The following is a 23096-nucleotide window of genomic DNA, read 5'->3' on the forward strand; positions in this document are numbered from 1 at the left end:
GAGTCATCATGGAATCTTCAATGCATGAAATGACCATGTGGGGCTTGGTGAGTGAAGCCAGTCTGCTGGTAAAAATCGTAATGATTATTCTGGTTTTAGCCTCTATGGTGAGTTGGTATTTAATTATCTGGCGGTCCAGGGTATTGGGCCGTTTGGAAAAACAAAATCGCCAATTCCAGCTACGGTTCAGACAAACAGCAGATCTCACGAAGCTGGACTCGACTGCAAATAACCAGACTGTTTACCAAGCACTTCCGGCTATTTATCAAGCAGGTTTATTGGAATATGAAAAATATCGCCAACTCGATGCGCTCCCCCAGGATGAGATTGTCGAGAATGTCGAACGGGCCATGCTGGTCAATATTGGTGAACAGGAAGTCGAGTTGGAAAAAGGGCTTTCTTATTTAGCCACTATCGGTTCGGTCAGTCCCTATATCGGTCTGTTTGGCACTGTGTGGGGCATTATGAATTCGTTTATCGGTTTGTCTCAAGTTGAGCAAGCGACCTTAAATACCGTTGCACCGGGTATTGCTGAGGCCCTTATCGCCACAGCAATTGGCTTGTTCGCTGCGATACCGGCGGTAGTGGCTTACAACCAATTGAGCAAACGTGCCGGATCATTAAGCACACGTTATTACCATTTTGGTAATGAATTTATTACCCGGTTGCAGCGTGTGTTGCACCGCACACCATTAGCTAAAGTTGCGTGAATTCATCATGATAAGAAAACCTGTTACCAAACACGCCCTCAAAGCTGAAATGAATGTGGTGCCCTATATCGATGTCATGCTGGTACTGCTGGTCATCTTTATGGTTACTGCACCCTTGCTGGTGCAAGGCGTCAAACTTGAACTGCCTAAAGTCGCAGCCAAAGCGTTACCAACAGATAGTCAAAAAACCATTTTGAGTTTATCTGTGGTGGCTGATGGGAGTTATTACTGGAATGTCGGTTCTGAGGTGGACATCAAATCACGCTCTGATCAGGCGGTAACATTGGATGAGATGGTCATAAAAATTGACCAGATCAGATTGCAACATCCTGATTTGCTTTTCTTTATTCGGGGTGACAAAGCAACAGATTATGCGTCAGTGGTCAAAGCCATCGCGGCATTGCAACAAGTCGGCATCGAAGATATCGGACTGATCACGGAGTCACCCGATGACTGATGTAGGATTTTATGATGACCGTTTTATCAATCCACCAGCCGAGAATGCCGGATTAAGTACATCAGCATTATTACTGGTCGGTTTATTTCATCTGGCCATGGCGGGATTGTTATTAAACTCATGGACACCTGCTCAGCAGGATGAGCCCAAACTGAGTACGATTAAAATTCAAATGTTAAGGCTGTCAAAGCCTGCCCCTGAAATCAAACCGGTTGAGCCGGTTCCGCTGACTATCCCGGAACCGACTCAACCTGTGTTTGACCCCCCACCCGTGGTACAAAAAACTGAACCAACACCCGTGGTTCAGAATGAACTGGCTTTTAAACGGGTTGAAGAAAATCCGATACCTGAGAAAGTTATACCAAAACCTATCAAGCAAAAGCAGGCTGAGCCAGAGAAAAAGATCGTCGAAAAAATGATTGAACAACCTGAAAAAAAGCGTGTTCAGCCCACCGCTAAACCGACTAAACCAGCCTTAGCGCAGCAAACAAAAAAGACCGATAGCGCTGCGAAGACACCGGTTAAGCAGGATGTGATCGCAAGCGCTGAGGCTAGTGAGCCCTTTTCGGTCGAGCGCTATAAACCAATAGAAAAACAGGCTCCAGAATATCCTCGTGGCGCATTACGAAAAGGCCTGGAAGGTGATTGCACGGTACGTTATACCGTCAATACCCAAGGTAAAGTGGAAACACCTGAAGTCCTGGCAAACTGCCACCCATTGTTTAAAAAGCCGTCTTTAGAAGCCGCCAAAACCTTTCGATACTCACCCAGAATGGTGAATGGAAATGCGGTAGCCGTGAATAACGTACTTAATACTTTTGAATATCGTATCAACCAATGAAAAATAAACTTTCTATGAATAAGCCTTGCGTTTCCGACTTTCATCAACAGATGTCAGCACATGATGATATCGCCATTAATACCAGTGCCGAACCCAATTTAAATCAAATTGTGTTGTCTCGGCGTCAAATGCTGAAAGGTAGTTTAAACGCTGCGGCATTGGGTTTTTTTGGACTCAATTTGTCGTCAAATCTGGTGTTTGCCGCAGGCAAAAACAATCTGAATATCCCCTTTATCGGCTTTAATAGCATCCAGCCTCAAACCGATCCTGGATTTGATAAAGTTATGGTTGCCGATGGCTATCAAGCGAAAGCCTTTTTTTCTTGGGGTGATCCGGTTGAAACAGGGGCAACGGCTTGGAAGACCGATGCCACAAACAGCTGGCAAGAACAATTAAAACAAGCCGGCCAAAATCATGATGGCATGCATTTTTTTGCTTTTCCAGACGATCATAATCGCGGCTTAATGGTAATTAATCATGAATATGTGAATCCGACCCTCCACCAAGATGGCTTCACCTATGTCGATGGAAAACGCCGAATGGAAGATGTCAAAAAAGAACAGGCTGCCCATGGTGTCAGTGTCATTGAGGTCAAAAAAGACAACCAGGGCCAATGGCAGCGCGTATATCCATCGGTTTATAACCGTCGTATTTCGGCCCTAACCGCGATGCAGGTCAGTGGGCCTTTGGCTGGTCATGATTTGTTAAAAACCGTGGATGATCCGGCGGCGATGGATATCATCGGCACGCTAAACAATTGTTCTAATGGCTTTACCCCTTGGGGCACCTATCTGGCGTGCGAAGAAAACTGGCATAACTATTTTACAAATCAGGATGCTTCGGATTATCAGTCACGGGTATCACATCATCGTTATGGCATTTCAACAGGAAAAGAAGCCAAAAACTATGGCTGGAATACCATTGATAAACGCTTTGATGCCACGCCCAACCCTGCTCTCGCCCATCAAGGCTATGTCAATGAACCTAATCGCTTTGGTTGGGTGGTTGAAATTGATCCGTTTGATCCAGAGAGCAAGCCAATCAAACGTACGGCGTTTGGCCGATTCTGTCGTGAGGGTGTCACCCCAGCTTTAGCTGAAAATGGACAGATGGCTTTTTACTCGGGCGATGATACCCGGGGTGAATATGTCTACAAGTTTGTGCCGGAACAACGTTTCGATAAAACCCAGCCTCATAAACATCGTGACATGCTGGATCGTGGAACGTTATATGTCGCTCGTTTTAATGATAATGGTTTGGGTCGCTGGTTGCCCTTGATACATGGACATTCGGGTTTAACGGCTGAAAATGGTTTTGCCAGTCAGGCTGATGTATTGGTCAATGCCCGTGCTGCAGCTGACCAACTAGGTGCTACCCCTATGGATCGACCGGAATGGGCAACGGTGAATCCGCATAACCTCGATGTGTATATATCGTTAACCAATAACTATTTGCGTGGTAATGAATTTTCGCTCAACGCTGCCAATCCCCGTCCTGATAATCGCCATGGACAGATTATCAAGATACAAGAAGATCAGGCCGATCCAGCCGCTATCACCTTTCAATGGGAATTATTTGTCGTGGCAGGTGAAAAAGCCGGCACACAGAATACTGATGGCCAGCCGGTTGCTGAGCATTTAGTCGGCAATATTCAAGGTGATATATTTTCTTCACCCGATGGTTTAGGATTCGATAAAGATGGTCGGTTATGGATTCTAACGGACTATGATGATGACGATCCGGTGATGGACAACATGGGCTGTAATCAAATGTTGTGCGCTAACCCCGAAACTCGTGAAATTAAACGCTTTCTGGTGGGGCCAAGAGGTTGTGAGATTACCGGGATAACCTGGAGCCCGGACTATACAGCGATGTGGGTGAATATTCAGCATCCTGGTCTAAGCTATCCTGCCAGTGATGGCAAAACCCGTCCGCGCTCCACCACTGTACTTATTACTAAAGATGATGGTGGTGTGATCGGTCGCTAGCTATGGGAGGGGGAATGTTGCCGTATTGATAATTTTGTATTTGAGTGATGCATCGGTATGCTTGCAAGGATTCTGTTTATCCTTAAACCTTAAAAAGACATCGGGCAGCATAATGAATAAAAAGTTACTTTTCGTCATCGGCATAATTCTGTTCGTTGCTATTATCATGATAGCTTCGCGTTTGATAAATACGCCTTCACCCTACCTCACTTCTGACAATGATCAGGAATTGCCAACCGAGACAACGATTGAGGAAGGTTTTATGGAGGCTGAAAAATTCATTAATTCCAGAGCGCCCATCAAAATCGATGATGAAACCCAGCTTATTAAGGCTTTAGCCGGTCCCGGCGATTTGATGACTTATTATTATTCATTAACCAATGTCACTATTAACGATGTGAATCCGACGGCGGTGCTGGAGGATATCAAACCCAAATTGCTTGCCAGCCTTTGCAGTAATGCTGATATGCAGCCTGTTCTAAAGGCGGGTGCCAAGCTTGTATATGTCTATTCCGATAAAAATCACCAAGATGTTGGCCGTATTGAGGTAGTGGAAGCTGATTGTTAAGACCGCTTTCGCCATAAGCAATAGAGCGTGCCCACTTTTCTCCACGTTATTTTCGTTATTGTTAAATGGGAACGGACTGTATTTTTGACGGGTCTTTAATTTATCAATAAACCATTTCACGATTACTCTTTAATCAAAAGGCTGATTGTCATGACGAAATACCAAAAGTCACCTAAAGTTGTTGAACAACTATCACCTGAGCAACATTACGTCACCCAACAATGCGGTACTGAACCACCATTCGATAATGCTTATTGGGACAATCACGAAGCTGGGCTTTACGTCGATGTAGTTTCTGGTGAACCCTTATTTGCTTCAGTAGATAAGTTTGATAGCGGAACTGGCTGGCCAAGCTTTACCCGTCCAGTGCAGAATGAAAATGTGAACGAAAATTTTGATGACAGTCTGGGCATGCGCCGTGTTGAGGTTCGCTCAGTACATGGTGACAGTCATTTAGGTCATGTTTTCCCTGATGGCCCTGAAGAAGCAGGAGGAATGCGGTATTGCATCAACTCAGCATCCCTGCGGTTTATTCCCGTTGAACAGCTTGAAGCAGAAGGTTACGACGAGTTTAAAAATCTGTTTTCAGAAACTTTAGGTGAAACAAAATGAGCGAGACAAATACTGAACGTGCCGTACTGGCCGGAGGATGTTTCTGGGGGATGCAGGATTTAATTCGAAAATTACCAGGCGTTATCTCATCGCGAGTCGGCTACACCGGCGGCGATATTCCAAATGCCACTTATCCAAACCATGGCACACATGCTGAAGGTATTGAGATCATCTTTAATCCTGAGCAGATTACTTACAGACAGTTACTGGAGTTTTTCTTTCAGATCCATGATCCAACCACTCCTAACCAACAAGGCAATGATCGGGGCATGAGTTATCGTTCAGCAATTTATTACACCAGCGATGAGCAAGCCGAAATTGCCAAGCAGACGATTGAAGATGTAAACCAATCTGGATTATGGCCAGGCAAAGTTGTTACTGAAGTGGAACCTGTCGGTGATTTCTGGGAAGCAGAACCCGAACATCAGGATTACCTGCAACATTATCCAACCGGATATACCTGTCATTATATTCGACCGGATTGGAAGCTATCTTAAGAAAGGAATTGGTTTTATTGATTGAGTCAGCCTCTCCTCAATTAAAACAATAATTTTTCTGATCAGTTGTTGCACCTTCAGCAACAACTGATCGTTATTTTACAATTGGCCCCAACTCTTCAACCAACGTTAATAACTCATTCGTTATCGCAATCAATTCATCCAGTAGCTGTGGAGTGATTTCCAGATGACCTTCATATTCAGCCAGATTGCGTTGCTTATGACATTTATCTAAAACTCGCCACTTGCTAGTTGTCATGCCTACAGTGTGTTCCAAACATTGAAACACCAGATATCGATTGTCTGAGCGATATCCATGCCAACGCATCGACGCCAAAGACAAAGCATGTGCGGCACCATAAGCTAATGAAAAACGGCTATCGTCGGATAAGCTTTCCACATTGGCATCCTGCAAACGGCGTTTGGCAGAAATCACCATGCCATCAAATTCTTTTTGATCTGCAGGTTCTGTTTTTAAATTGTTAGTTTTTACCAGGTTATCAAGATGCGCTAATGTCATTTTCTGATCCCTTCAGCCAAATCTTCGGTTGGTCCATTACCTTTGAAATAAATGCATTATCTTGCTGCCATTTCTGTTTGAAATGTTCTAATTCATAAACAGAAGGATTGATAGGTCGCGATAAAGCTTTTTCAGCGTCAACAAGACATTCCATCAAATCCGCATAAGCCAAATTATCAGAAATAACCAGCAAATCAATATCACTTTTGGCCGTTGCCTCGCCCTTCGCGATGGAGCCATAGATAAAGGCGCATAAAACCTGCCCATCAACGCGGGTTAAAGCCTCACGAACGACATCAGCTACCCCGAATGTCTTTGTTGCAATCGCCACCAGTTCATCAAATATCGGATTATCTGGATTTGCTTGATAATACTGCTGATTACCTTCTTTCGAACTAATCAATATGCCCGCGCTAGTAAGTTTTTCCAGTTCCCGGGTAACTGTGCCCCGACCCATCGCAGCCATGCGAACAATCTCGTTCGTATAAAAACTTTTATCAGGTTTGCCATATAACAAACCCAGCACACGTTGCTGTGTTTTTGTAAACAATGCTTCAGCGATGGATGTTACTGACATACAACACCATTAATAAAATACCCAATATGGGTACTATAATCCCCATATTGGGTATTTACAATATTGATATAGCTCACAAGAAAAATTAGGGAATAGATCAACTTTATTTTTCAATGTCCTTGTTAGTGTTCCATTCATTAATTACAGGCTAGAATGAACTGTGAAATGAGAAGGTATTAATATGTTCGTTCAGAAAACCATTTAATTTTGAGCAAATTTCAGGCACAAAAAAACCACCCAAAGGTGGTTAATTTTTTGTTTTGGTGGAGGCGGCGGGAATCGAACCCGCGTCCGCGAATCCTCTGCCTTCAGCTCTACATGCTTATTTCATCTATTAATTTAACTTCAAGCTACCCGATGAACAGGGAAAACATGAAGCGATCTTGTTAGGTTTTAGTCAATCAGTACCAAGCATACGTCAAGACGATCTTGTGAGAGTCGACGCCCGATACCAGACGCACAAGCACGGATCTGGTCGGACGGCATTCACTGGTTATTAAGCAGCTAGTGCGTAGTTGTTATCGTTAGCAACTATATTTTTCCAATCTTTTTTACGAGAAGAACTGGAGTACTCGGCATGCACCTTAGGTTTCGTAACCCGCGTCGAAGCCAGGTCGCCCCCAAAGTTTGTTGTACGTTAGTCATTATACGGATTTTAAAGTTCCGTGACGATCTCTTTAGATATTTTTAAACAGTCGTTCTTTATCACGCTGCCAATCACGTTCTTTCATGGTGGCGCGCTTGTCGTGCATTTGCTTGCCTTTAGCCAATGCAATTTCGACCTTGGCTTTCCCCCGCTTCCAATACATGGCGAGGGGGATCAATGTGTAGCCTTTGCGCTCAACTGCGCCAATCAGCTTATTTAGCTCGTTACGATTGAGCAGCAGTTTACGGTCGCGTTGTGGTTCTGGAACAACGTGAGTGGAAGCTGTTTTCAATGCAGTAATTAGTGCATTGGCTAACCAGGCTTCGCCATGACGAATCAGCACGTAGCTATCACTCAGCTGTGCTTTGCCTTCACGTAAGCTTTTGACTTCCCACCCCTCCAGCACCAAACCCGCCTCGAATTTTTCTTCTATAAAAAATTCATGACGCGCTTTCCGGTTACGGGCGATAGTGTTATCTGTGTTTTGTGGTTTTTTCTTGGTGGCCATCGCGGCATTATACATGGGCAGATTGCTGCTTGGCTTGAGCATTTTAGGAAATTCGCCCAGAATCGAGACTATTTATTTTTAATGAGTGTGATATGAGTAGACCGTTAAAATCGGTTCATGGTGAGTGGACATCACGCTGGGCCTTCATTCTCGCAGCAACGGGGGCGGCTGTTGGCCTCGGAAATATCTGGAAATTTCCCTATATTGCTGGGGAATATGGCGGCGGCGCATTTGTTCTGGTTTATCTTGCCTGTATCTTTGCCATCGGTGTTCCCATCATGATGGCGGAAATTCTGATTGGTCGACGCGGTCGACAAAACCCTTTTAACAGTCTGGCCAGTCTGGCTGAAGAAGAAAAAGCCTCCTCCCTCTGGAAATATCTTGGTTTCGCTGGCGTTTTGGCCGGTTTTTTAATCCTTTCTTATTACAGCGTGATTGCCGGTCAGGCAATTGCTTATGTTCCTCGCTTATTGTTTGGGGTATTTGAAGGTGTGACGGCTGATGGTGCGCGGAACTTACATCTGTCGTTAGTGAAAGATCCAGAAAAACTTTTAGCCTGGCATACGATTTTTATGATGCTGACCATGATGATTGTCAGTCGTGGTGTACAACATGGTCTGGAAAAATCAGTACGCTTTTTAATGCCCTCTTTATTTTTAATCCTGCTGATTCTGGTCGCTTATGCTTATCAAACCGGGGTGTATTTTGATCAAGCGGTAAACTTTATGTTCAAACCGGATTTTTCCAAGCTGACCACTGAGGGTATTCTAACGGCGATGGGACATGCGTTTTTCACGCTAAGCCTGGGCATGGGTGCCATTATGGTTTATGGTTCGTACCTGCCCCAGAAAGCCTCTATTTTTAAAGTCTCTCTGGCGATTTCCTTTATGGATACGGCTGTGGCGATCCTGGCTGGATTGGCGATTTTTCCATTGGTGTTTGCCAATGAAATGTCACCCGGCGCCGGACCAAGTCTGATTTTTGAAACGCTGCCCATTGCCTTTGGTCATATGGAGAATGGCGCATTTTTTGGTGCCATGTTCTTTTTGTTGCTGGTATTTGCAGCTCTGAGTTCAGCGATTTCATTGGTCGAGCCGGTGGTCACCTGGCTGGTCGAAAACTTTGAGATAAAACGGCTTAATGCCTGCATCTGGGTGGGTATATTGGTCTGGCTGTTAGGGCTGTTAAGCTTGTTCTCATTTAATCTGTTGAAAGACTGGACTTGGCTTGATATGACAGCCTTTGAGTTGCTGGATTATCTGACTGCCAATATTATGTTGCCTTTGGGCGGCATGCTCATTGCGATATTTGCTGGATGGATCATGTCGCAACGCAGTACTCAGGAAGAGCTGGGGATTAAATCCAACCTGATTTATCACGAATGGCGCTTTTTGGTTCGTTATGTCACACCAATAGCGATTTTTGTTGTATTCGTAAGTTTGACGGGTGTATTGGATTTCATCTTTTGATTACATTGATTAGAGGTCAATAGAAATACTCAATGACAACTATTACGCGCAGTTCACTGGTGATGTATTCGCCGGATCAGATGTTTGATCTGGTCAACGATGTGGAAGCTTACCCAAGTTTTCTTCCCTGGTGCCGTGACAGTAAAATTATCAGTAAAAATGATAAGGTGATTTGTGCCACGCTGGATATTGCAAAAGGGGGTATTCATCATGAATTTTCTACCCGCAATACACTGCAACATGGTGAATCCATCCGTATTGAGCTGATTGATGGTCCATTCCGTCATTTAGAAGGATTCTGGCAGTTCAGTCCGATTGGGGATAATGAAGGCTGCCGGGTACAGCTGGATATGGATTTTGAATTTTCCACCCGTTTGCTGGATTTGGCATTGGGTCCGGTATTCACTCAGATATCCGGTTCATTAGTTGAAGCTTTTTGTGTACGTGCCAGAGAAATTTATGGAACACGCTAACGCTGAATTAATCACCGTAGAAGTGGCCTACGCCCTGCCGGATGAACAGGTGATTTTGTCATTGGAAGTTCCGGATAACACTACTGTGGAACAAGCCGTTAAACGCTCCGGTATTCTGGAACGTTATCCACAAATCAATCTTGAAACAGATAAAGTCGGGATTTTCGGCAAAATCTGTAAGTTGAATGCCACGCTCAGTCCAAAAGATCGCATTGAGATCTATCGTCCCTTGATTGCAGATCCCAAAGAATCACGTCGGCAAAAGGCTGAGATGGAAAAGAAACATAAAACTGCAGAAGCCGCTAACGATTAGATTCCAGCCAATCCAGTTCTGCATCAGTAAAGCCCGCCTGTTTGCGGGCTTCAATATGAAATGGCCCGCGTATCTCACCATTAAAGTAGGTTTTTAATAAGGTCGTGAAGGTATGAGTGGGTTCCAGATCACGCTGTTCGCATAGATAATTAAACCAACGCGTGCCAATTGCCACATGGCCAATTTCTTCACGCAATATCACTTCTAGAATCTCCACCGCTGCCAAATCGCCACTGCCACGCAGTTTATTCATCATGCCCGGCGTTACATCCAGTCCCCTCGCCTCTAATACCCTTGGTACCAGTGCCATGCGAGTTAAGGGATCGTGATGGGTTTTCTGTGCCATTTCCCATAAACCATCATGTGCCGGAAATTCTCCATAGGCATACCCTGCCTGCTGTAAATGGGCAGATAGCATTGAAAAATGTTTGGCTTCCTCATCGGCAACCTGTAACCAGTCACCATAAAAATCATCTGGCATATTGGCAAAACGGGCAATGGCATCCAATGCTAAATTAATGGCATTAAACTCAATATGACAAATGGCATGAATCAACGTGGTATGACCGGTTTGCTGATTATTACGTCGCCGCGGTAAATCGCGTGGCGAGACCAGGTAGGGCTTATCGGGTCTGCCTGGGATGGCCGGAACATTCAATGGCTGATGCTGAATGACATAACCTTGTTCACGGCATTCAACAGCCAGTTGTCGTGTCTGTTGCGCTTTGTCAGCGGCATCATTAATTAAAAGACATTGTAAAGCGCGGGTGCGTATATCAATATTTGAATCAGCCATCCATTCGTACCCGTGGATCAACAAAAGTGTAGGAAATATCGGTCAGTAACAGACCTACGATATATAAGACTGAGCCAAGAAACACCATGGCTCGCACAATGGCAAAATCCTGAGCATGAATGGCGTCAATGGTATAACTGCCCAGGCCTGGAATACCAAAGAATGACTCCAGAATCAGACTGCCCATAAACAAGGTTGGTATTACCACTACCGCGCCAGTGAGAATTGGAATCATCGCGTTTTTCAAAACATGCTGAAACAAAACCCGCACTTCAGATAAGCCTTTTGCTCTGGCGGTGCGGACGTAATCCTTGGAAATTTCTTCCAGAAATAAAGTGCGGTACCAGCGTGATCCCGAGCCAATACCTGAAACAATGCCAATCGCTACCGGTAAAATCAGGAATTTTATCGTACTGAAGCCTTCACCGAAGCCTGAGATAGGTACCAGCTGCATGACTTTGCCGATAACAAACTGCCCGGCAATAATGTAAAACAGACTGGATATCGACATTAAAACAACACACAGCACTACCCCACCGAGATCAACATAGGTTGCCCGAAAAAACACCATCATCAACGCAAAGGTAATATTGACCAGCAAACCAACAATAAATACCGGAATGGCGATCGCCAGACTGGGCCACATACGGGTTTTGATATCATCACCAATATCACGCCCATCATCGGCCTGACCAAATTCAAAGCTGAATAACGCCAGTGATTTATCAAAAAAAATGGTATCGGTGAGTTTTTCGAAACCTTCGGCGGATTCATTCCACAGCAAATCCCGGTCGTAACCACGTTCCTGTTTCCAGGTCGTAATCGCCTGTTCAGTAATGTAACGTTCGCCCAGTTGCATTCGCGCCATATCATCTGGCGTATTAACCATAAAAAACAATGCAAATGTCAGTGCATTGACACCCAGCAATATTGGAAAGGCATACAGGATACGGCGAATAATATAGGCCAGCATAATTGTCTCAGGCACTGATATAACATTCTGGATAAGGTCATAACGAATTATGGCTTTGGCAGATGTTGATCAGCTGGGTTACAAAATTAAAGGAAAAACATTGTAACAGCGCAACCCTCAATTGGGTTATCAAGCAATTGGTTTCTTTGACAACTATTAATGATTACTATGGTCACAGGTTTAAATCATTCAGGAGTATCGCATGGCAAAAACAGCATCGGATCTGGTACAGGCAGCAAAGGCATCCATACAGCAAATCAGTGTTTCCCAGTCACAGCAAATGCTGGACGATGACAGCATTGCTCTGGATGTACGTGAGCCTGAAGAGTACGCTAAGGGTCATATCGCTGATGCCAGACATATTCCTCGCGGCATGCTGGAGTTTTCAATAGAGACACATCCCGATTTTCAGGATAAAACACGTCCTATTGTGGTGTATTGCAAATCAGGCGGTCGCAGTGCATTGGCAACAGCAACCTTGCAACAGCTTGGGTTTACTAATGTCTATTCAATGATCGGGGGCTATGATGCATGGTCTGCGGCATCGAATGATGCTGATTAATTAAACAAGTCTGGAGGGGGAAAGACATGTACACACGCTTTTGGGTAATTATTGCGCTAATGATGGTCAGCCTGTCAGCTATCGCTGCAGAAACAGAGATCATGGTCAGAGCGAAAGCCGTTGATTCGAAATTTATTGGCACCAGTGTCGGCGGTATCCGCGCCATCGTTGAAGATGCTGAAACAGGTGAAATTCTCGATGAAGGTTGGATAAACGGTGGCACTGGCGATACAGCGGTGCTTATCGAAAACCCATTAAAACGTGGCGAAAGACTGACAGATGATAAAACGGCCGGTTTTTTAGCGAAAGTGGATATTGATGCGCCAAGATTACTGCGGTTTAAATTAATCGGACCTTATGGTTATCAGCAGGCCTATCAGGAAGCCAGCTTGACCAGCTGGGTGGTGCCTGGAAAAGATATTCTGGGTGATGGCATTATCATTACCATGACCGGCTTTATTGTGGATGCCTGGACCCGTGTTCTGGAGAATGGTCAGGTTGATATTTACACCAAAGCTTCATTGCTCTGTGGTTGCCCTATCACCAAAGACGGTCATTGGCAGTCTGATAATTATGAAGCCAGAGCTATTCTGATGCGCGATGAAGAAACTATTGATGAAGTAACACTGGACTTTACCGGACCAGCTGGCATGTTCAGTGGTAAAACTACGATTACCGAACCCGGCCACTACAAAGCGGTTGTCTATTTATACGATGCAAAAACCGGAAACGTAGGCGTTGATCGTGCGATGTTTGAAATTCCGGAGGCGGAATAAAACCGATTGGCAATTCAGTTGTAACAAATCGCATCTAGATGAGTCTCTTTAATTACTTTTATGAATAAGAGTTTCAGCATGAGATCACAAGGTTATGCAGTCAATGGAGCTGGTCTGGGGTTGAGACGCAGTTTCATTGATGAAATCATGCAGCTGGATCACCCGCCTATCGACTTTATTGAGGTCGCACCGGAAAACTGGATGGAGATGGGCGGTCGGCTGGGCAAAAAACTGCGGGCATTCAGTGAACGTTTTCCGATGCTATGTCATGGTCTTTCATTATCACTTGGCAGCCCTGCTCCGCTGGATGAGGCGTTTGTTAAACGTATTAAACACTTTCTGGATCAGCATCAGGTTCGTCTCTACAGTGAGCATCTGAGCTATTGCAGTGATGAGGGTCACCTTTACGATTTGATGCCCATACCGTTCACTGACGAAGCTGTTAAGCATGTCGCAGAACGTATTCTTCGGGTTCAGGATATTCTGCAACGCAAACTGGTCATCGAGAATGTCTCATACTACGCGGCACCGGGTCGGCAGATAGACGAAATTGAATTTATTAATGCAATACTGGAAAAAGCCGATTGTGAGTTGTTACTTGATGTGAATAACGTCTATGTAAACAGCATTAATCACGGTTATGACGCTAAGGCTTATATTGACGCACTTAACAGTAAACGTATCGCTTACCTGCATATTGCCGGTCACTATAATGAAGCAGAAGATCTGATTATCGATACCCATGGTGCAGATGTAATTGATCCGGTTTGGCAACTGCTTGAGCATACTTACCAGCAACATGGAGTGATTCCGACGTTGCTGGAACGGGATTTTAATATCCCTGCTCTCAACACGCTGTTTGAAGAAGTCGGTCACATTCGAGATATCCAATCACAATATCGATCTGAACATGCAGCAAGCGCCTGATTTTAAAACTACCCAACAGCAGTTCACCGCCCATCTGCGTGATCCAGAGAGCATCCCTGAGCCAGCCGATGTTGAATCGCGGCGCATGGCTATTTATCGGCGGCTGATTTATAACAATATTGAAAGCTTTTTAAGCACGGCCTGTCCGATATTGAAACAAATTCTGGGGGAAACTGCCTGGCATGCACTGGCACGTGATTTTATTCGTGAGCATCGGTGCAGTTCACCCTTATTTAATGATATTGCCCGCGAGTTTGTGCATTATCTCGAAGAACATCCGCAGCAGTATCAGACGTTGCCTTTTCTTGCTGAGCTCGCCCATTACGAATGGGCTGAGTTGGCGCTCGGAATTGCCAATGCGGATTTTGTGAAGCGTGAATTGACTGAACAGCAAGATATCCTGCAACTCGCTCTGCAACGCTCTCCCCTGAGCTGGACCTTTGCTTATGATTACCCCGTGCATCAAATCGGGCCGGATAACCTGCCTGATAAACCTGCCGAAACGCCGTTTTTTATGTTGTTATATCGAAATGCTGATGATCAGGTGAAGTTTATTGAGCTTAATCCCGTTAGTGCACGGTTACTTGATCTATTAGATGACGGTCAGACTGGCCAGCAAGCCGCTGAAGCCATTGCTGAGGTATTGCAGCATCCCAACCCCGAAGTTGTGTTACAAGGCGCAAAACAGTTGATAGAGGACTGGTTGGAACGCGGCATTGTGATCTAAAGACATAAAAAAACCGGACTGGTAAACCAGCCCGGTTTTAATCTAACTAAATCCTGTTGCTTTTAGTTAGTAGCAAGCTCAATGGCTTCAGCCGCTAAACGGGTAATTTCATCCCAGTTTTCCGCTTCTACCAGATTCGCTGCACACATCCATGAACCGCCTACACAACCTACGTTAGGTAAGCTGTAGTAATTTTTCACATTCTTCTGACTGACACCGCCGGTTGGGCAGAACAGAATTTGTGGAATTGGGGCACCAATTGATTTCAGCATGGGTACACCGCCAGCCGCTTCAGCCGGGAAGAACTTCATCGCGGTAATGCCACGCTCTAATAAGCGCATGGCTTCACTAGGATTGGCTACGCCTGGTAATAAAGGCACACCGGTTTTTAATGCCGCTTCAATCAAGGTATCTGTGGTACCAGGACTGACAATAAATTCTGCACCCGCATCAATCGCTGCATTTAACGTTTCGATGTTGATAATGGTCCCAGCACCGACAATCGCATCTGGCACTTCAGCTTTAATACGACGGATAGATTCCAGCGCTGCATCAGTGCGCAGCGTGATCTCCAATACTTTCAGACCACCTTTGACCAACGCATTGGCCAACGGCACTGCATGTTCAACATTATTAATAACCATCACCGGGACAATCGGTGAAACTTGCATAATTTCGTGAATCGTTTTGCTCATAAAAAATAGATATCCCTAATTCTGGTGAAGATTATTCAACGTTGAACATATTGATAGCGCCTTCTTCAGCTGAAGAAACGCCTGCCCGGAAACTGTCAAACAATTCGCGACCACTACCGTAATGATGCTCAGTATTGGCCATCATGCAAGACAGGCGAGCATTAAACTCTTCATCATCTACCAGCACATTCATAATGCCTCTTTCGGTATCGAGATGAATAATATCGCCATCTTTGATTCGGGTCAGTGGACCACCTTCTGCAGATTCAGGACACATTTGAATGGCAGACGGGACTTTACCTGACGCACCAGACATACGACCGTCAGTGACCAACGCCACTTTAAATCCACGATCCTGTAATACGCCCAGCGGTGAACTGAGTTTATGCAGTTCCGGCATACCATTGGATTTTGGTCCCTGGAATCGTAAGACCACGATAACGTCTCTTTCCAGTTCGCCATTTTTGAATGCAGCAACGGCATCGTCCTGATCGTCAAATACCAAAGCAGGTGCCTCTACAACACGATGCTCAACATCTACCGCAGAAACTTTCGATACACCACGTCCCAGATTACCTTTAATCAGATGTACACCACCTGACTTGGCGAACGGTTGTTCAACTGTGCCAATAACTTCTTTATCCAGGGATTCTTTAGGTCCTTCCTGCCAAATCAGTTTGCCATCAATGATTTTTGGCTCCTGACTGTATTGTTTCAAGCCTTTTTCATTACCAACCGTAATGATGTCTTCGTGTAACAAGCCCTGAGATAATAATTCCTGAATTAATACGCCCATACCACCAGCGGCCTGGAAGTGATTCACATCGGCACTGCCGTTTGGATAGACTCGGCTTAATAAAGGAATGATTTGCGACAGACGATCAAAATCGTCCCAGTTGATTAAGATACCGGCAGCCCGGGCTACTGCAACAATGTGCATGGTGTGGTTGGTTGAACCACCCGTTGCCAGCAGGCCAATAATCGCATTTAGAATTGCTTTTTCATCGATCATATGACCGATTGGACGGTAATCGTTACCCAGTGCGGTAAATTTCAATACCTGACGGGCTGCTTCTTTCGTTAATTCGTCACGTAACGGGGTATTAGGATTGATAAACGTTCCACCCGGCAAATGCAGCCCCATGATTTCAACCATCATCTGGTTGCTGTTGGCCGTACCGTAGAAAGTACACGTACCAGGACTATGGTAAGACTCTGACTCTGCTTTAAGCAGTTCCTCACGGCCTACTTTGCCTTCAGCAAACAATTGGCGGATACGAACTTTTTCTTTATTCGGCAGACCACTTGGCATCGGACCTGCCGGCACAAAGATGGTCGGCAAATGACCGAAGCTTAACGCCCCGATCAACAAGCCAGGTACGATCTTGTCACAGACACCCAGCATCATTGCGGCATCAAACATATTATGACTTAGACCGACAGCTGTGGACATTGCGATGACATCACGGCTGAACAGCGACAGATCCATACCCGGATAACCCTGAGTAATACCATCACACATTGCCGGTACACCGCCAGCAAACTGGGCAACCCCACCAGCTTCGTTGGCAGCTTCTTTGATAAGTGGCGGAAAGTCCTTATAAGGTTGATGTGCAGAAAGCATATCGTTATAAGCTGAAATAATGCCGATATTGGCTTTTTTGTCACCAGCCAGATCACTTTTTTCAGTTGCTGCACAGGCAGCAAAACCATGAGCCAGATTACCACAGCCAAGCGTCAGACGATGAGGACCCTGCCCTGCAGCTTCGTCAACACGAGCAAGATAAGCCGTGCGAGTTTTTTTACTTCTTTCGATCACTTCGTTGGTGAGCGAGTCTAAAACTGGATGAACCATAAAGTTAAGTCTCTCTTTCGTTTACTTGTACTATCGAAGTAGCGGGATTTGAGGCCGCTTGATTGCAGCGGCGTTTATCCATCAGATCTAATATTCAGACAGCGCATTATAGTCCTTATCACTCTTTTTCGCACTGTTTCTGGGCTTATGTCATCTTAATGCTCAAATACCTGCTTTTGGTTTTATTGTTGCCGTACCGCATCAATCGCAGAAAAATACTGGGTTAGCTGTTTAATGATTTGTCATTTATGGGACAACTTCCCAACGCTAAAATCTGCACATAGTTGGTATTTAGAACATCAATTTTTGCAAACTGCGGCAGTTAAATGCATCGCCATAAGGATTTTCCAGTAGTGCTTCGGTATGATGTCACGCTGTTTTTCATCGATATATCGATGAGTTACCACTTAATTGAAAGGTGAATTCAATGACCGAAGGTAAACGCCTCCGTCAGGTAAAAAGCTTTGTGAAACGTGAGGGTCGCTTAACCCCTGGTCAACAAAAAGCACTGGATGTTTTATGGCCAAAGTTTGGTATTGAAGCCGATAACCAACCTATTGATATGCCAGCGCTGTTTGGGCGTAACGCTCCAGTGGTGTTTGAAATCGGATTTGGTAATGGTGCTTCGTTGATTGAAATGGCCATCCACCAACCTGAGAACGACTTCATTGGCGTGGAGGTGCATCGACCAGGTGTGGGCCAACTGTTAAAAGCTATCGAAGAAAATAATTTAACTAATGTGCGGGTGGCCTGCACGGATGCCGTGGAATTACTCAAAAATCAGGTTGCGGATAATGCTCTGCATCGCGTGCAACTATATTTTCCGGATCCCTGGCATAAAAAACGTCATCATAAACGTCGAATTATCCAGCCAGCCTTTGTTAACGTCCTGGCACAAAAAATACAGTCGGGCGGTTTTCTGCATATGGCAACAGACTGGCAGGATTATGCAGAACAAATGTTGCAGGATCTGTCGGCAAGTCATGATTTTATCAACACCAGCATATCAGGTGATTATATTCCGCGGCCGGAGTACCGTCCCTTAACCAAGTTTGAACAGCGAGGCCATCGACTGGGACATGGAGTATGGGATTTATTATTTCAGCGTCGATAATTGTTACAAACTTGCTTCATTTGCATGCATAAGCTAGTTTTGCCTTAATTAACAACTAATCACTTACCAGGTAACGCTGCCATGACCATGTCCCGTACAACCCAATTTGGTTTTTATCTTTTATTAGGGGCAGCCAGTAATTCTGCAGCCGCAGCGGGCTATGCCCTGATAGAACAAAGCATTACGGGGTTGGGACGCGCCTTTTCAGGTAGTGCTGCAGTGGCGGATGATGCCAGTACAATTTTTTTCAATCCGGCTGGCATGACAAGTTTATCCCGTAAAGAAATGAATATGGGGCTCAATCTGATCGCACCCCGGGCAGAATTCTCCGATCGCGGTTCTAATGCCAATGGCACACCATTAACCGGTGGTGATGGCAGCAATGCCGGTGAACTGGCTGCAGTTCCTAATTTTTATTATGCTCACCCGTTAAATGACAAGACTGTCGTAGGAATTGGTGTGGGCGCGCCCTTCGGTCTGGTGACCGATTATGGCGATAGCTGGCAGGGGCGTTATCATGCGATTCGTTCGGATCTGCTTACGGTTAATATTAATCCCAGCATCGCTTTTAAAACTACTGAAAAACTCTCGTTAGGGTTTGGTATCAACCTTCAATATATAGATTTGGAACTAAGTCAGGCAGCGAATTTTGGTGCTTTTACAGGTGCACCTCAACAAAATGATGGTCGAGTACGTTTAACTGCAGATGATTGGAGCTGGGGATACAACCTCGGTATGACTTATCAGTTTACTGAAGCAACGCGTATGGGCATTAGTTATCGTTCAAAAATAACCCATGATTTGACTGGTGATGGGGAGTTTCGTATCCCAGAGAATTTTAGCGCTGCTGCTGCCGCCTCAGGTATTCGGGATGGAAACATTGGTGGCCGGGTAACCTTGCCTGAATCGGCATCCATCGCTCTGATTCACCAATTAAATTCACAGTGGTCCTTTATGGCCGATGCCAGTTGGACACGTTGGAGTCGCTTTGAAGAATTACGTATTAATTCTGATGTGAGGTCATTAAATTCTGTTAAAGAAGAAGACTGGGAAAATTCCATGCGCTATGGGCTTGGCGTGGAATATAAAGCTAATGACCGTTGGTCCTGGCGCGCTGGCGTCGCCTATGATGAAACACCGATTCCCAATGCACAACGTCGAACACCCCGTATTCCGGACAGTGATCGTACCTGGTTAGCTTTGGGGGCAAGTTATCACTACAGCGAAAATATAATTTTGGATGCTGCCTATTCGCACATATTTATGAAAGATACCAGCATCGATGATACTGATTCAAATGGAAATCAGTTACTAGGAAGTTATAAAAATTCAGTTGATATCGTCGGCGTTCAATTACGCTGGCTCTTTGATTAATTATGTCCGCTGCTCATGATTACATTTCTCCGGATCAGGCTCGGACGCTGTACGGCTTAGCTTGTGAACGGATAAAAAGAAGTCCTGATAAAGATGCCTATGGCTTTTTTGATAATGATAAGAAAAGCTGGGAAAGTTTAACTTGGCAACAGGTTGCTGACGAAATAACTCACTGGCAACAAGCGCTGCAACAGGAAAATCTGCGTAAGGGTGATCGGGTTGCAATCAATTTACGTAATAGCAAAGAGTGGATATTTTTCGATCTGGCAGCCTTAAGTCTGGGGCTGGTAGTGGTGCCACTTTACCCCGATGACCGGCCGGATAACGTTGCGTATATATTACAGGATGCTGATGTACGTTTATTGTTAGTAAACAGCTCCAGACAATGGTCAGCCATTCAAGCCGTATTACCCGAAGAACATTCTGTCAAACGAGTGCTGCTGTTCCATGATGAATCGACAACAGATAACGAATCCTCCACGATATCGCTGCAGAACTGGCTTGATACAGCTTTTTCTGCTGAGTTGAAACTACCCCACTGTGCACCAGAACAATTGGCATCGATTATCTATACTTCTGGCACCACTGGCCGATCTAAAGGGGTCATGCTCAGCCATCATAATATGTTGTCGGTGGCCTATGGTTCGTTGCAGTTTTTTGAAATCCTGCCTGATGATATTTTCTTGTCCTTTTTACCACTATCACACACATTGGAACGAACTGGCGGCTATTATCTGCCGATGATGGCTGGTTCAAAAGTAGTTTTCTCTCGCAGTATTCCCCTGCTTGCTGACGATATGCGGCAAGTCCAACCCACCATCATGATTGCTGTGCCCAGAATTTTCGAGCGGATTTATGATCGGGTTCATAAACAACTTGCTGAAGGCAGCTGGCTTAAACGTCGAATTTTCAAACTGGCGGTGAAGGTCGGTTGGAAACGCTTTCAGTACCAACAGGGTCGGAAATATTGGTCGCCCTTTCTGCTGTTATGGCCATTGCTGCATAAACTGGTTGTGAGCAAATTTCATCAGCGTCTTGGCGGCAAACTGCGTTTAGCTGTCAGTGGTGGTGCTGCTTTACCCACCCACGCCGCTAAATTGTTTATTGGACTGGATTTAGTTTTGCTGCAGGGTTATGGCCTGACTGAGACCAGTCCGGTGATTAGTGTTAATGAACCTTCCAGTAATGATCCTGCCAGCGTAGGACGCGCTATTCAGGGTGTAGAAGTCCGTATTGGCAAGGATGAAGAGCTTGAGGTAAAAGGTCCGGGCAATATGCTGGGCTATTGGAATAATCATAAAGCAACGGCACAGACGATTGATGCTGATGGCTGGCTGCATACCGGTGATAAAGCCCACATCAGCGAAAGCGGTCATATTTATATTGTCGGTCGAATCAAAGATATTCTGGTGCTCAATAATGGCGAAAAAGTCCCGCCTGCCGATATTGAAGCCGCCATAGTCAGCAATGGCCTGATTGATCAGGCGTTAGTCGTCGGTGAAGGGCAACCTTATTTGGCCGCTTTACTGGTGATTAATGGCGAAAGCTGGCCGCAGATTGCGCAGCAACTCGGTTTGGATCCCTTGCAGAATGAAAGTCTTGGCTCAAAAGTTTTACAGCAGCATTTTGTCCGCTTACTCAGACAGTGGTTATTTGAATTTCCGGCCTATGCCAGGATTCGGCGAGTACATCTGACTTTGCAACCCTGGACGATTGAAAATGGTTTGCTGACGCCTACTTTAAAAGTTAAACGTGCGCTGGTTGAGCAAAGGTATGATAAGGAAATTAAGGCCCTGTATCACGACACCTCAAGCTGAGGCAGATAACGGCTCATTAATGAAATCCGGGATATGCCGCATGATGGCTTCTACTGTGTGGAATGAGCCAAAAATTAAGATACGGTCCCCTTCACTAGCATTAGCTAAAGCCAGATCATAGGCCTGTTCCACTACTTCACTGGTATGAATGCGATCATTGGAAATTTTACCTTGCAGGCCAGTTGCCAAATCTTCTGCAGACTGCCCTCTGCTTCCATTTAAGCCACCAAGAAACCAATTATCTATCACTGGAATCAAGGCATCAAAAACCGCTTGGCTGTCTTTATCACGCAACATGGCGATCACCGCATGGGTTTTGCCATGACAAGGAATTTCCGTTAATAGTTTTGCCAGATTTTCAGCACCCTGCTGATTGTGTGTTACATCAAAAATATGGGTAACGGATCCATCAATCATCTGAAACCGGCCAGCGAGTCTGACGTGAGCCAATCCATCACGGATGGCTGTTTCATTGATTTTTCCCATTCCGGAATCTTTCAGCAGGCTGATGACCTGTAGCACAGCCGCGCTGTTCTGAATCTGATAACACCCTAGTAAGGCCGGCAACGGTAATCCCGTGAACTGATAATCGGCATTTTGCCAATGCCATACATTTTTATCGGATTGAGCATTGAAATCTTTGCCAGCAATATACGCTGGCGAGCTTAATTTCTGAGCGCTCTCAATAACGGTGACTGGCGGAGAATGTTCACTGCAGACGACAGGGTTCATTGCCCGCATTATCCCGGCTTTTTCAATACCAATCTTTTCCCGGGTATCGCCAAGCCAAACTGTATGATCCAGACCTATCGGCGTAATCAGCGCAATATCGGCGTCAAACAGATTCACCGCATCAAGCCGTCCGCCCATACCAACTTCCAAAATCGCGATATCAATATTCTGTCTACAGAAAATATCTGCTGCAGCGAGCGTGGCAAATTCGAAATAGCTCAGAGAAATGTCACCACGTGCGGTATCAACCCGCTCGAAAGCTTCACATATCTGTTGATCAGTCGCCGTTTGACCATCAACTACGATGCGTTCGTTATAACGCAACAGATGTGGCGAAGTGTAACAGGCTGTTCGATAGCCGGCAGCTGAGAGTATAGAGGCCAATAATGCAACAGAAGAGCCTTTACCGTTGGTGCCGGCAACCGTCACCACCCGAAAAGGCAGTTTGTTGTCGTCATACATCTGCTGCCAGACAGCACGCACCCGATCCAGGCCGGGATCTATCTCAGTAAAATGTAGCTTTTCCTGCCATGCCAGCCACTGTGGCAAGCTATTAAATCGCATAAACT

Annotated in this window: 25 protein-coding genes and 1 other RNA gene; 17 read left to right on the forward strand and 9 right to left on the reverse strand. The window is 45.3% G+C overall.

Translation table 11 applies throughout. The features are described from left to right. Positions 1-8: 8 nt before the first annotated feature. The 7 genes from tolQ to msrA all read left to right on the forward strand — a co-directional run bounded on the left by tolQ (position 9) and on the right by msrA (position 5673). Positions 9-710: a protein TolQ gene (tolQ, locus tag B3S93_RS08050; protein ID WP_292399344.1), complete on the forward strand. Its 702-nt coding sequence runs from the start codon at positions 9-11 to the stop codon at positions 708-710. Between the two features lie 7 nt (positions 711-717). Further along, positions 718-1167 carry an ExbD/TolR family protein gene (locus B3S93_RS08055; protein WP_292399346.1) on the forward strand — a complete coding sequence of 150 codons (450 nt, stop codon included), beginning with the start codon at positions 718-720 and terminating at the stop codon, positions 1165-1167. Continuing rightward, a complete protein-coding gene (locus B3S93_RS08060) occupies positions 1160-2008 on the forward strand; it encodes an energy transducer TonB (RefSeq protein ID WP_292399349.1) in 849 nt (282 codons plus the stop codon). The genes B3S93_RS08055 and B3S93_RS08060 overlap by 8 nt, the downstream gene beginning before the upstream one ends. Next, positions 2005-3996, forward strand: coding sequence for a PhoX family protein (locus B3S93_RS08065; protein WP_292399352.1), 1992 nt, complete (start codon positions 2005-2007; stop codon positions 3994-3996). Before B3S93_RS08060 ends, B3S93_RS08065 begins: the two co-directional genes overlap by 4 nt. 112 nt (positions 3997-4108) lie before the next feature. Then, complete coding sequence (locus B3S93_RS08070; protein ID WP_292399355.1) at positions 4109-4564, forward strand: hypothetical protein; 456 nt, start codon at positions 4109-4111, stop codon at positions 4562-4564. Between the two features lie 150 nt (positions 4565-4714). Continuing rightward, complete coding sequence (msrB, locus tag B3S93_RS08075) at positions 4715-5176, forward strand: peptide-methionine (R)-S-oxide reductase MsrB (RefSeq protein ID WP_292357523.1); 462 nt, start codon at positions 4715-4717, stop codon at positions 5174-5176. Next, the gene (gene msrA, locus B3S93_RS08080; protein ID WP_292399358.1) at positions 5173-5673 is read left to right on the forward strand and encodes a peptide-methionine (S)-S-oxide reductase MsrA; all 501 of its coding nucleotides are present in this window, start codon (positions 5173-5175) and stop codon (positions 5671-5673) included. Before msrB ends, msrA begins: the two co-directional genes overlap by 4 nt. 94 nt (positions 5674-5767) lie before the next feature. Here msrA and B3S93_RS08085 read toward each other — a convergent pair whose 3' ends face one another. The 4 genes from B3S93_RS08085 to smpB all read right to left on the reverse strand — a co-directional run bounded on the left by B3S93_RS08085 (position 5768) and on the right by smpB (position 7924). Beyond that, positions 5768-6193 (reverse strand): hypothetical protein, encoded by a 426-nt coding sequence (locus B3S93_RS08085; RefSeq protein WP_292357527.1) that lies wholly within the window; start codon positions 6191-6193, stop codon positions 5768-5770. Further along, positions 6174-6770, reverse strand: a complete 597-nt coding sequence (locus B3S93_RS08090) for a nucleotidyltransferase domain-containing protein (protein WP_292399361.1) — start codon at positions 6768-6770, stop codon at positions 6174-6176. The genes B3S93_RS08085 and B3S93_RS08090 overlap by 20 nt, the downstream gene beginning before the upstream one ends. A gap of 261 nt (positions 6771-7031) precedes the next feature. Continuing rightward, positions 7032-7392: a transfer-messenger RNA gene (ssrA, locus tag B3S93_RS08095) on the reverse strand. A 55-nt stretch (positions 7393-7447) separates the two neighbouring features. Further along, positions 7448-7924 carry an SsrA-binding protein SmpB gene (gene smpB, locus B3S93_RS08100; RefSeq protein WP_292357723.1) on the reverse strand — a complete coding sequence of 159 codons (477 nt, stop codon included), beginning with the start codon at positions 7922-7924 and terminating at the stop codon, positions 7448-7450. 92 nt (positions 7925-8016) lie between these two features. On the opposite strand from smpB, the gene B3S93_RS08105 reads away from it, so the two are divergent. From B3S93_RS08105 to B3S93_RS08115, 3 genes are read left to right on the forward strand one after another with little or no spacing between them, the layout of a single operon-like run. After that, positions 8017-9393, forward strand: a complete 1377-nt coding sequence (locus tag B3S93_RS08105; RefSeq protein ID WP_292399363.1) for a sodium-dependent transporter — start codon at positions 8017-8019, stop codon at positions 9391-9393. Positions 9394-9425: 32 nt separating this feature from the next. Further along, positions 9426-9866: a type II toxin-antitoxin system RatA family toxin gene (locus B3S93_RS08110; RefSeq protein ID WP_292357532.1), complete on the forward strand. Its 441-nt coding sequence runs from the start codon at positions 9426-9428 to the stop codon at positions 9864-9866. Continuing rightward, on the forward strand, positions 9853-10179 hold the full coding sequence (locus tag B3S93_RS08115; RefSeq protein WP_292399366.1) for an RnfH family protein: 327 nt from the start codon (positions 9853-9855) through the stop codon (positions 10177-10179). Before B3S93_RS08110 ends, B3S93_RS08115 begins: the two co-directional genes overlap by 14 nt. Here B3S93_RS08115 and B3S93_RS08120 read toward each other — a convergent pair. Next, on the reverse strand, positions 10169-10975 hold the full coding sequence (locus tag B3S93_RS08120; RefSeq protein ID WP_292399369.1) for a ferritin-like domain-containing protein: 807 nt from the start codon (positions 10973-10975) through the stop codon (positions 10169-10171). The two genes, B3S93_RS08115 and B3S93_RS08120, sit on opposite strands and share 11 nt — an antisense overlap. Continuing rightward, positions 10968-11948, reverse strand: a complete 981-nt coding sequence (locus B3S93_RS08125) for an ABC transporter permease (protein ID WP_292357537.1) — start codon at positions 11946-11948, stop codon at positions 10968-10970. The genes B3S93_RS08120 and B3S93_RS08125 overlap by 8 nt, the downstream gene beginning before the upstream one ends. 202 nt (positions 11949-12150) lie before the next feature. Here B3S93_RS08125 and B3S93_RS08130 point away from each other — a divergent pair, with 202 nt between their 5' ends. From B3S93_RS08130 to B3S93_RS08145, 4 genes are all read left to right on the forward strand, one after another. Continuing rightward, complete coding sequence (locus B3S93_RS08130; RefSeq protein ID WP_292748628.1) at positions 12151-12510, forward strand: rhodanese-like domain-containing protein; 360 nt, start codon at positions 12151-12153, stop codon at positions 12508-12510. Between the two features lie 26 nt (positions 12511-12536). Continuing rightward, complete coding sequence (locus B3S93_RS08135; protein ID WP_292748630.1) at positions 12537-13286, forward strand: hypothetical protein; 750 nt, start codon at positions 12537-12539, stop codon at positions 13284-13286. 78 nt (positions 13287-13364) lie between these two features. Next, positions 13365-14213 carry a DUF692 domain-containing protein gene (locus tag B3S93_RS08140; protein WP_292748632.1) on the forward strand — a complete coding sequence of 283 codons (849 nt, stop codon included), beginning with the start codon at positions 13365-13367 and terminating at the stop codon, positions 14211-14213. After that, complete coding sequence (locus B3S93_RS08145; protein ID WP_292399385.1) at positions 14197-14940, forward strand: DNA-binding domain-containing protein; 744 nt, start codon at positions 14197-14199, stop codon at positions 14938-14940. The genes B3S93_RS08140 and B3S93_RS08145 overlap by 17 nt, the downstream gene beginning before the upstream one ends. Positions 14941-15002: 62 nt before the next feature. Here B3S93_RS08145 and B3S93_RS08150 read toward each other — a convergent pair whose 3' ends face one another. Both B3S93_RS08150 and edd read right to left on the reverse strand, forming a co-directional pair. Beyond that, the gene (locus B3S93_RS08150) at positions 15003-15635 is read right to left on the reverse strand and encodes a bifunctional 4-hydroxy-2-oxoglutarate aldolase/2-dehydro-3-deoxy-phosphogluconate aldolase (protein WP_014707368.1); all 633 of its coding nucleotides are present in this window, start codon (positions 15633-15635) and stop codon (positions 15003-15005) included. A 31-nt stretch (positions 15636-15666) separates the two neighbouring features. Then, positions 15667-17490 carry a phosphogluconate dehydratase gene (gene edd / locus B3S93_RS08155; protein ID WP_292357546.1) on the reverse strand — a complete coding sequence of 608 codons (1824 nt, stop codon included), beginning with the start codon at positions 17488-17490 and terminating at the stop codon, positions 15667-15669. A gap of 427 nt (positions 17491-17917) precedes the next feature. Here edd and trmB point away from each other — a divergent pair, with 427 nt between their 5' ends. From trmB to B3S93_RS08170, 3 genes are all read left to right on the forward strand, one after another. After that, the gene (trmB, locus tag B3S93_RS08160) at positions 17918-18604 is read left to right on the forward strand and encodes a tRNA (guanosine(46)-N7)-methyltransferase TrmB (protein ID WP_292399388.1); all 687 of its coding nucleotides are present in this window, start codon (positions 17918-17920) and stop codon (positions 18602-18604) included. Positions 18605-18685: 81 nt separating this feature from the next. Then, positions 18686-19978 carry an OmpP1/FadL family transporter gene (locus tag B3S93_RS08165; protein ID WP_292399389.1) on the forward strand — a complete coding sequence of 431 codons (1293 nt, stop codon included), beginning with the start codon at positions 18686-18688 and terminating at the stop codon, positions 19976-19978. 2 nt (positions 19979-19980) lie between these two features. After that, on the forward strand, positions 19981-21795 hold the full coding sequence (locus tag B3S93_RS08170; protein WP_292399392.1) for an AMP-dependent synthetase/ligase: 1815 nt from the start codon (positions 19981-19983) through the stop codon (positions 21793-21795). Here B3S93_RS08170 and folC read toward each other — a convergent pair. Beyond that, on the reverse strand, positions 21787-23091 hold the full coding sequence (gene folC / locus B3S93_RS08175; protein WP_292399395.1) for a bifunctional tetrahydrofolate synthase/dihydrofolate synthase: 1305 nt from the start codon (positions 23089-23091) through the stop codon (positions 21787-21789). The genes B3S93_RS08170 and folC overlap by 9 nt on opposite strands. Positions 23092-23096: the final 5 nt, after the last annotated feature.

Source organism: Methylophaga sp. UBA3613, from assembly GCF_002375415.1.
Lineage (GTDB): Bacteria > Pseudomonadota > Gammaproteobacteria > Nitrosococcales > Methylophagaceae > Methylophaga.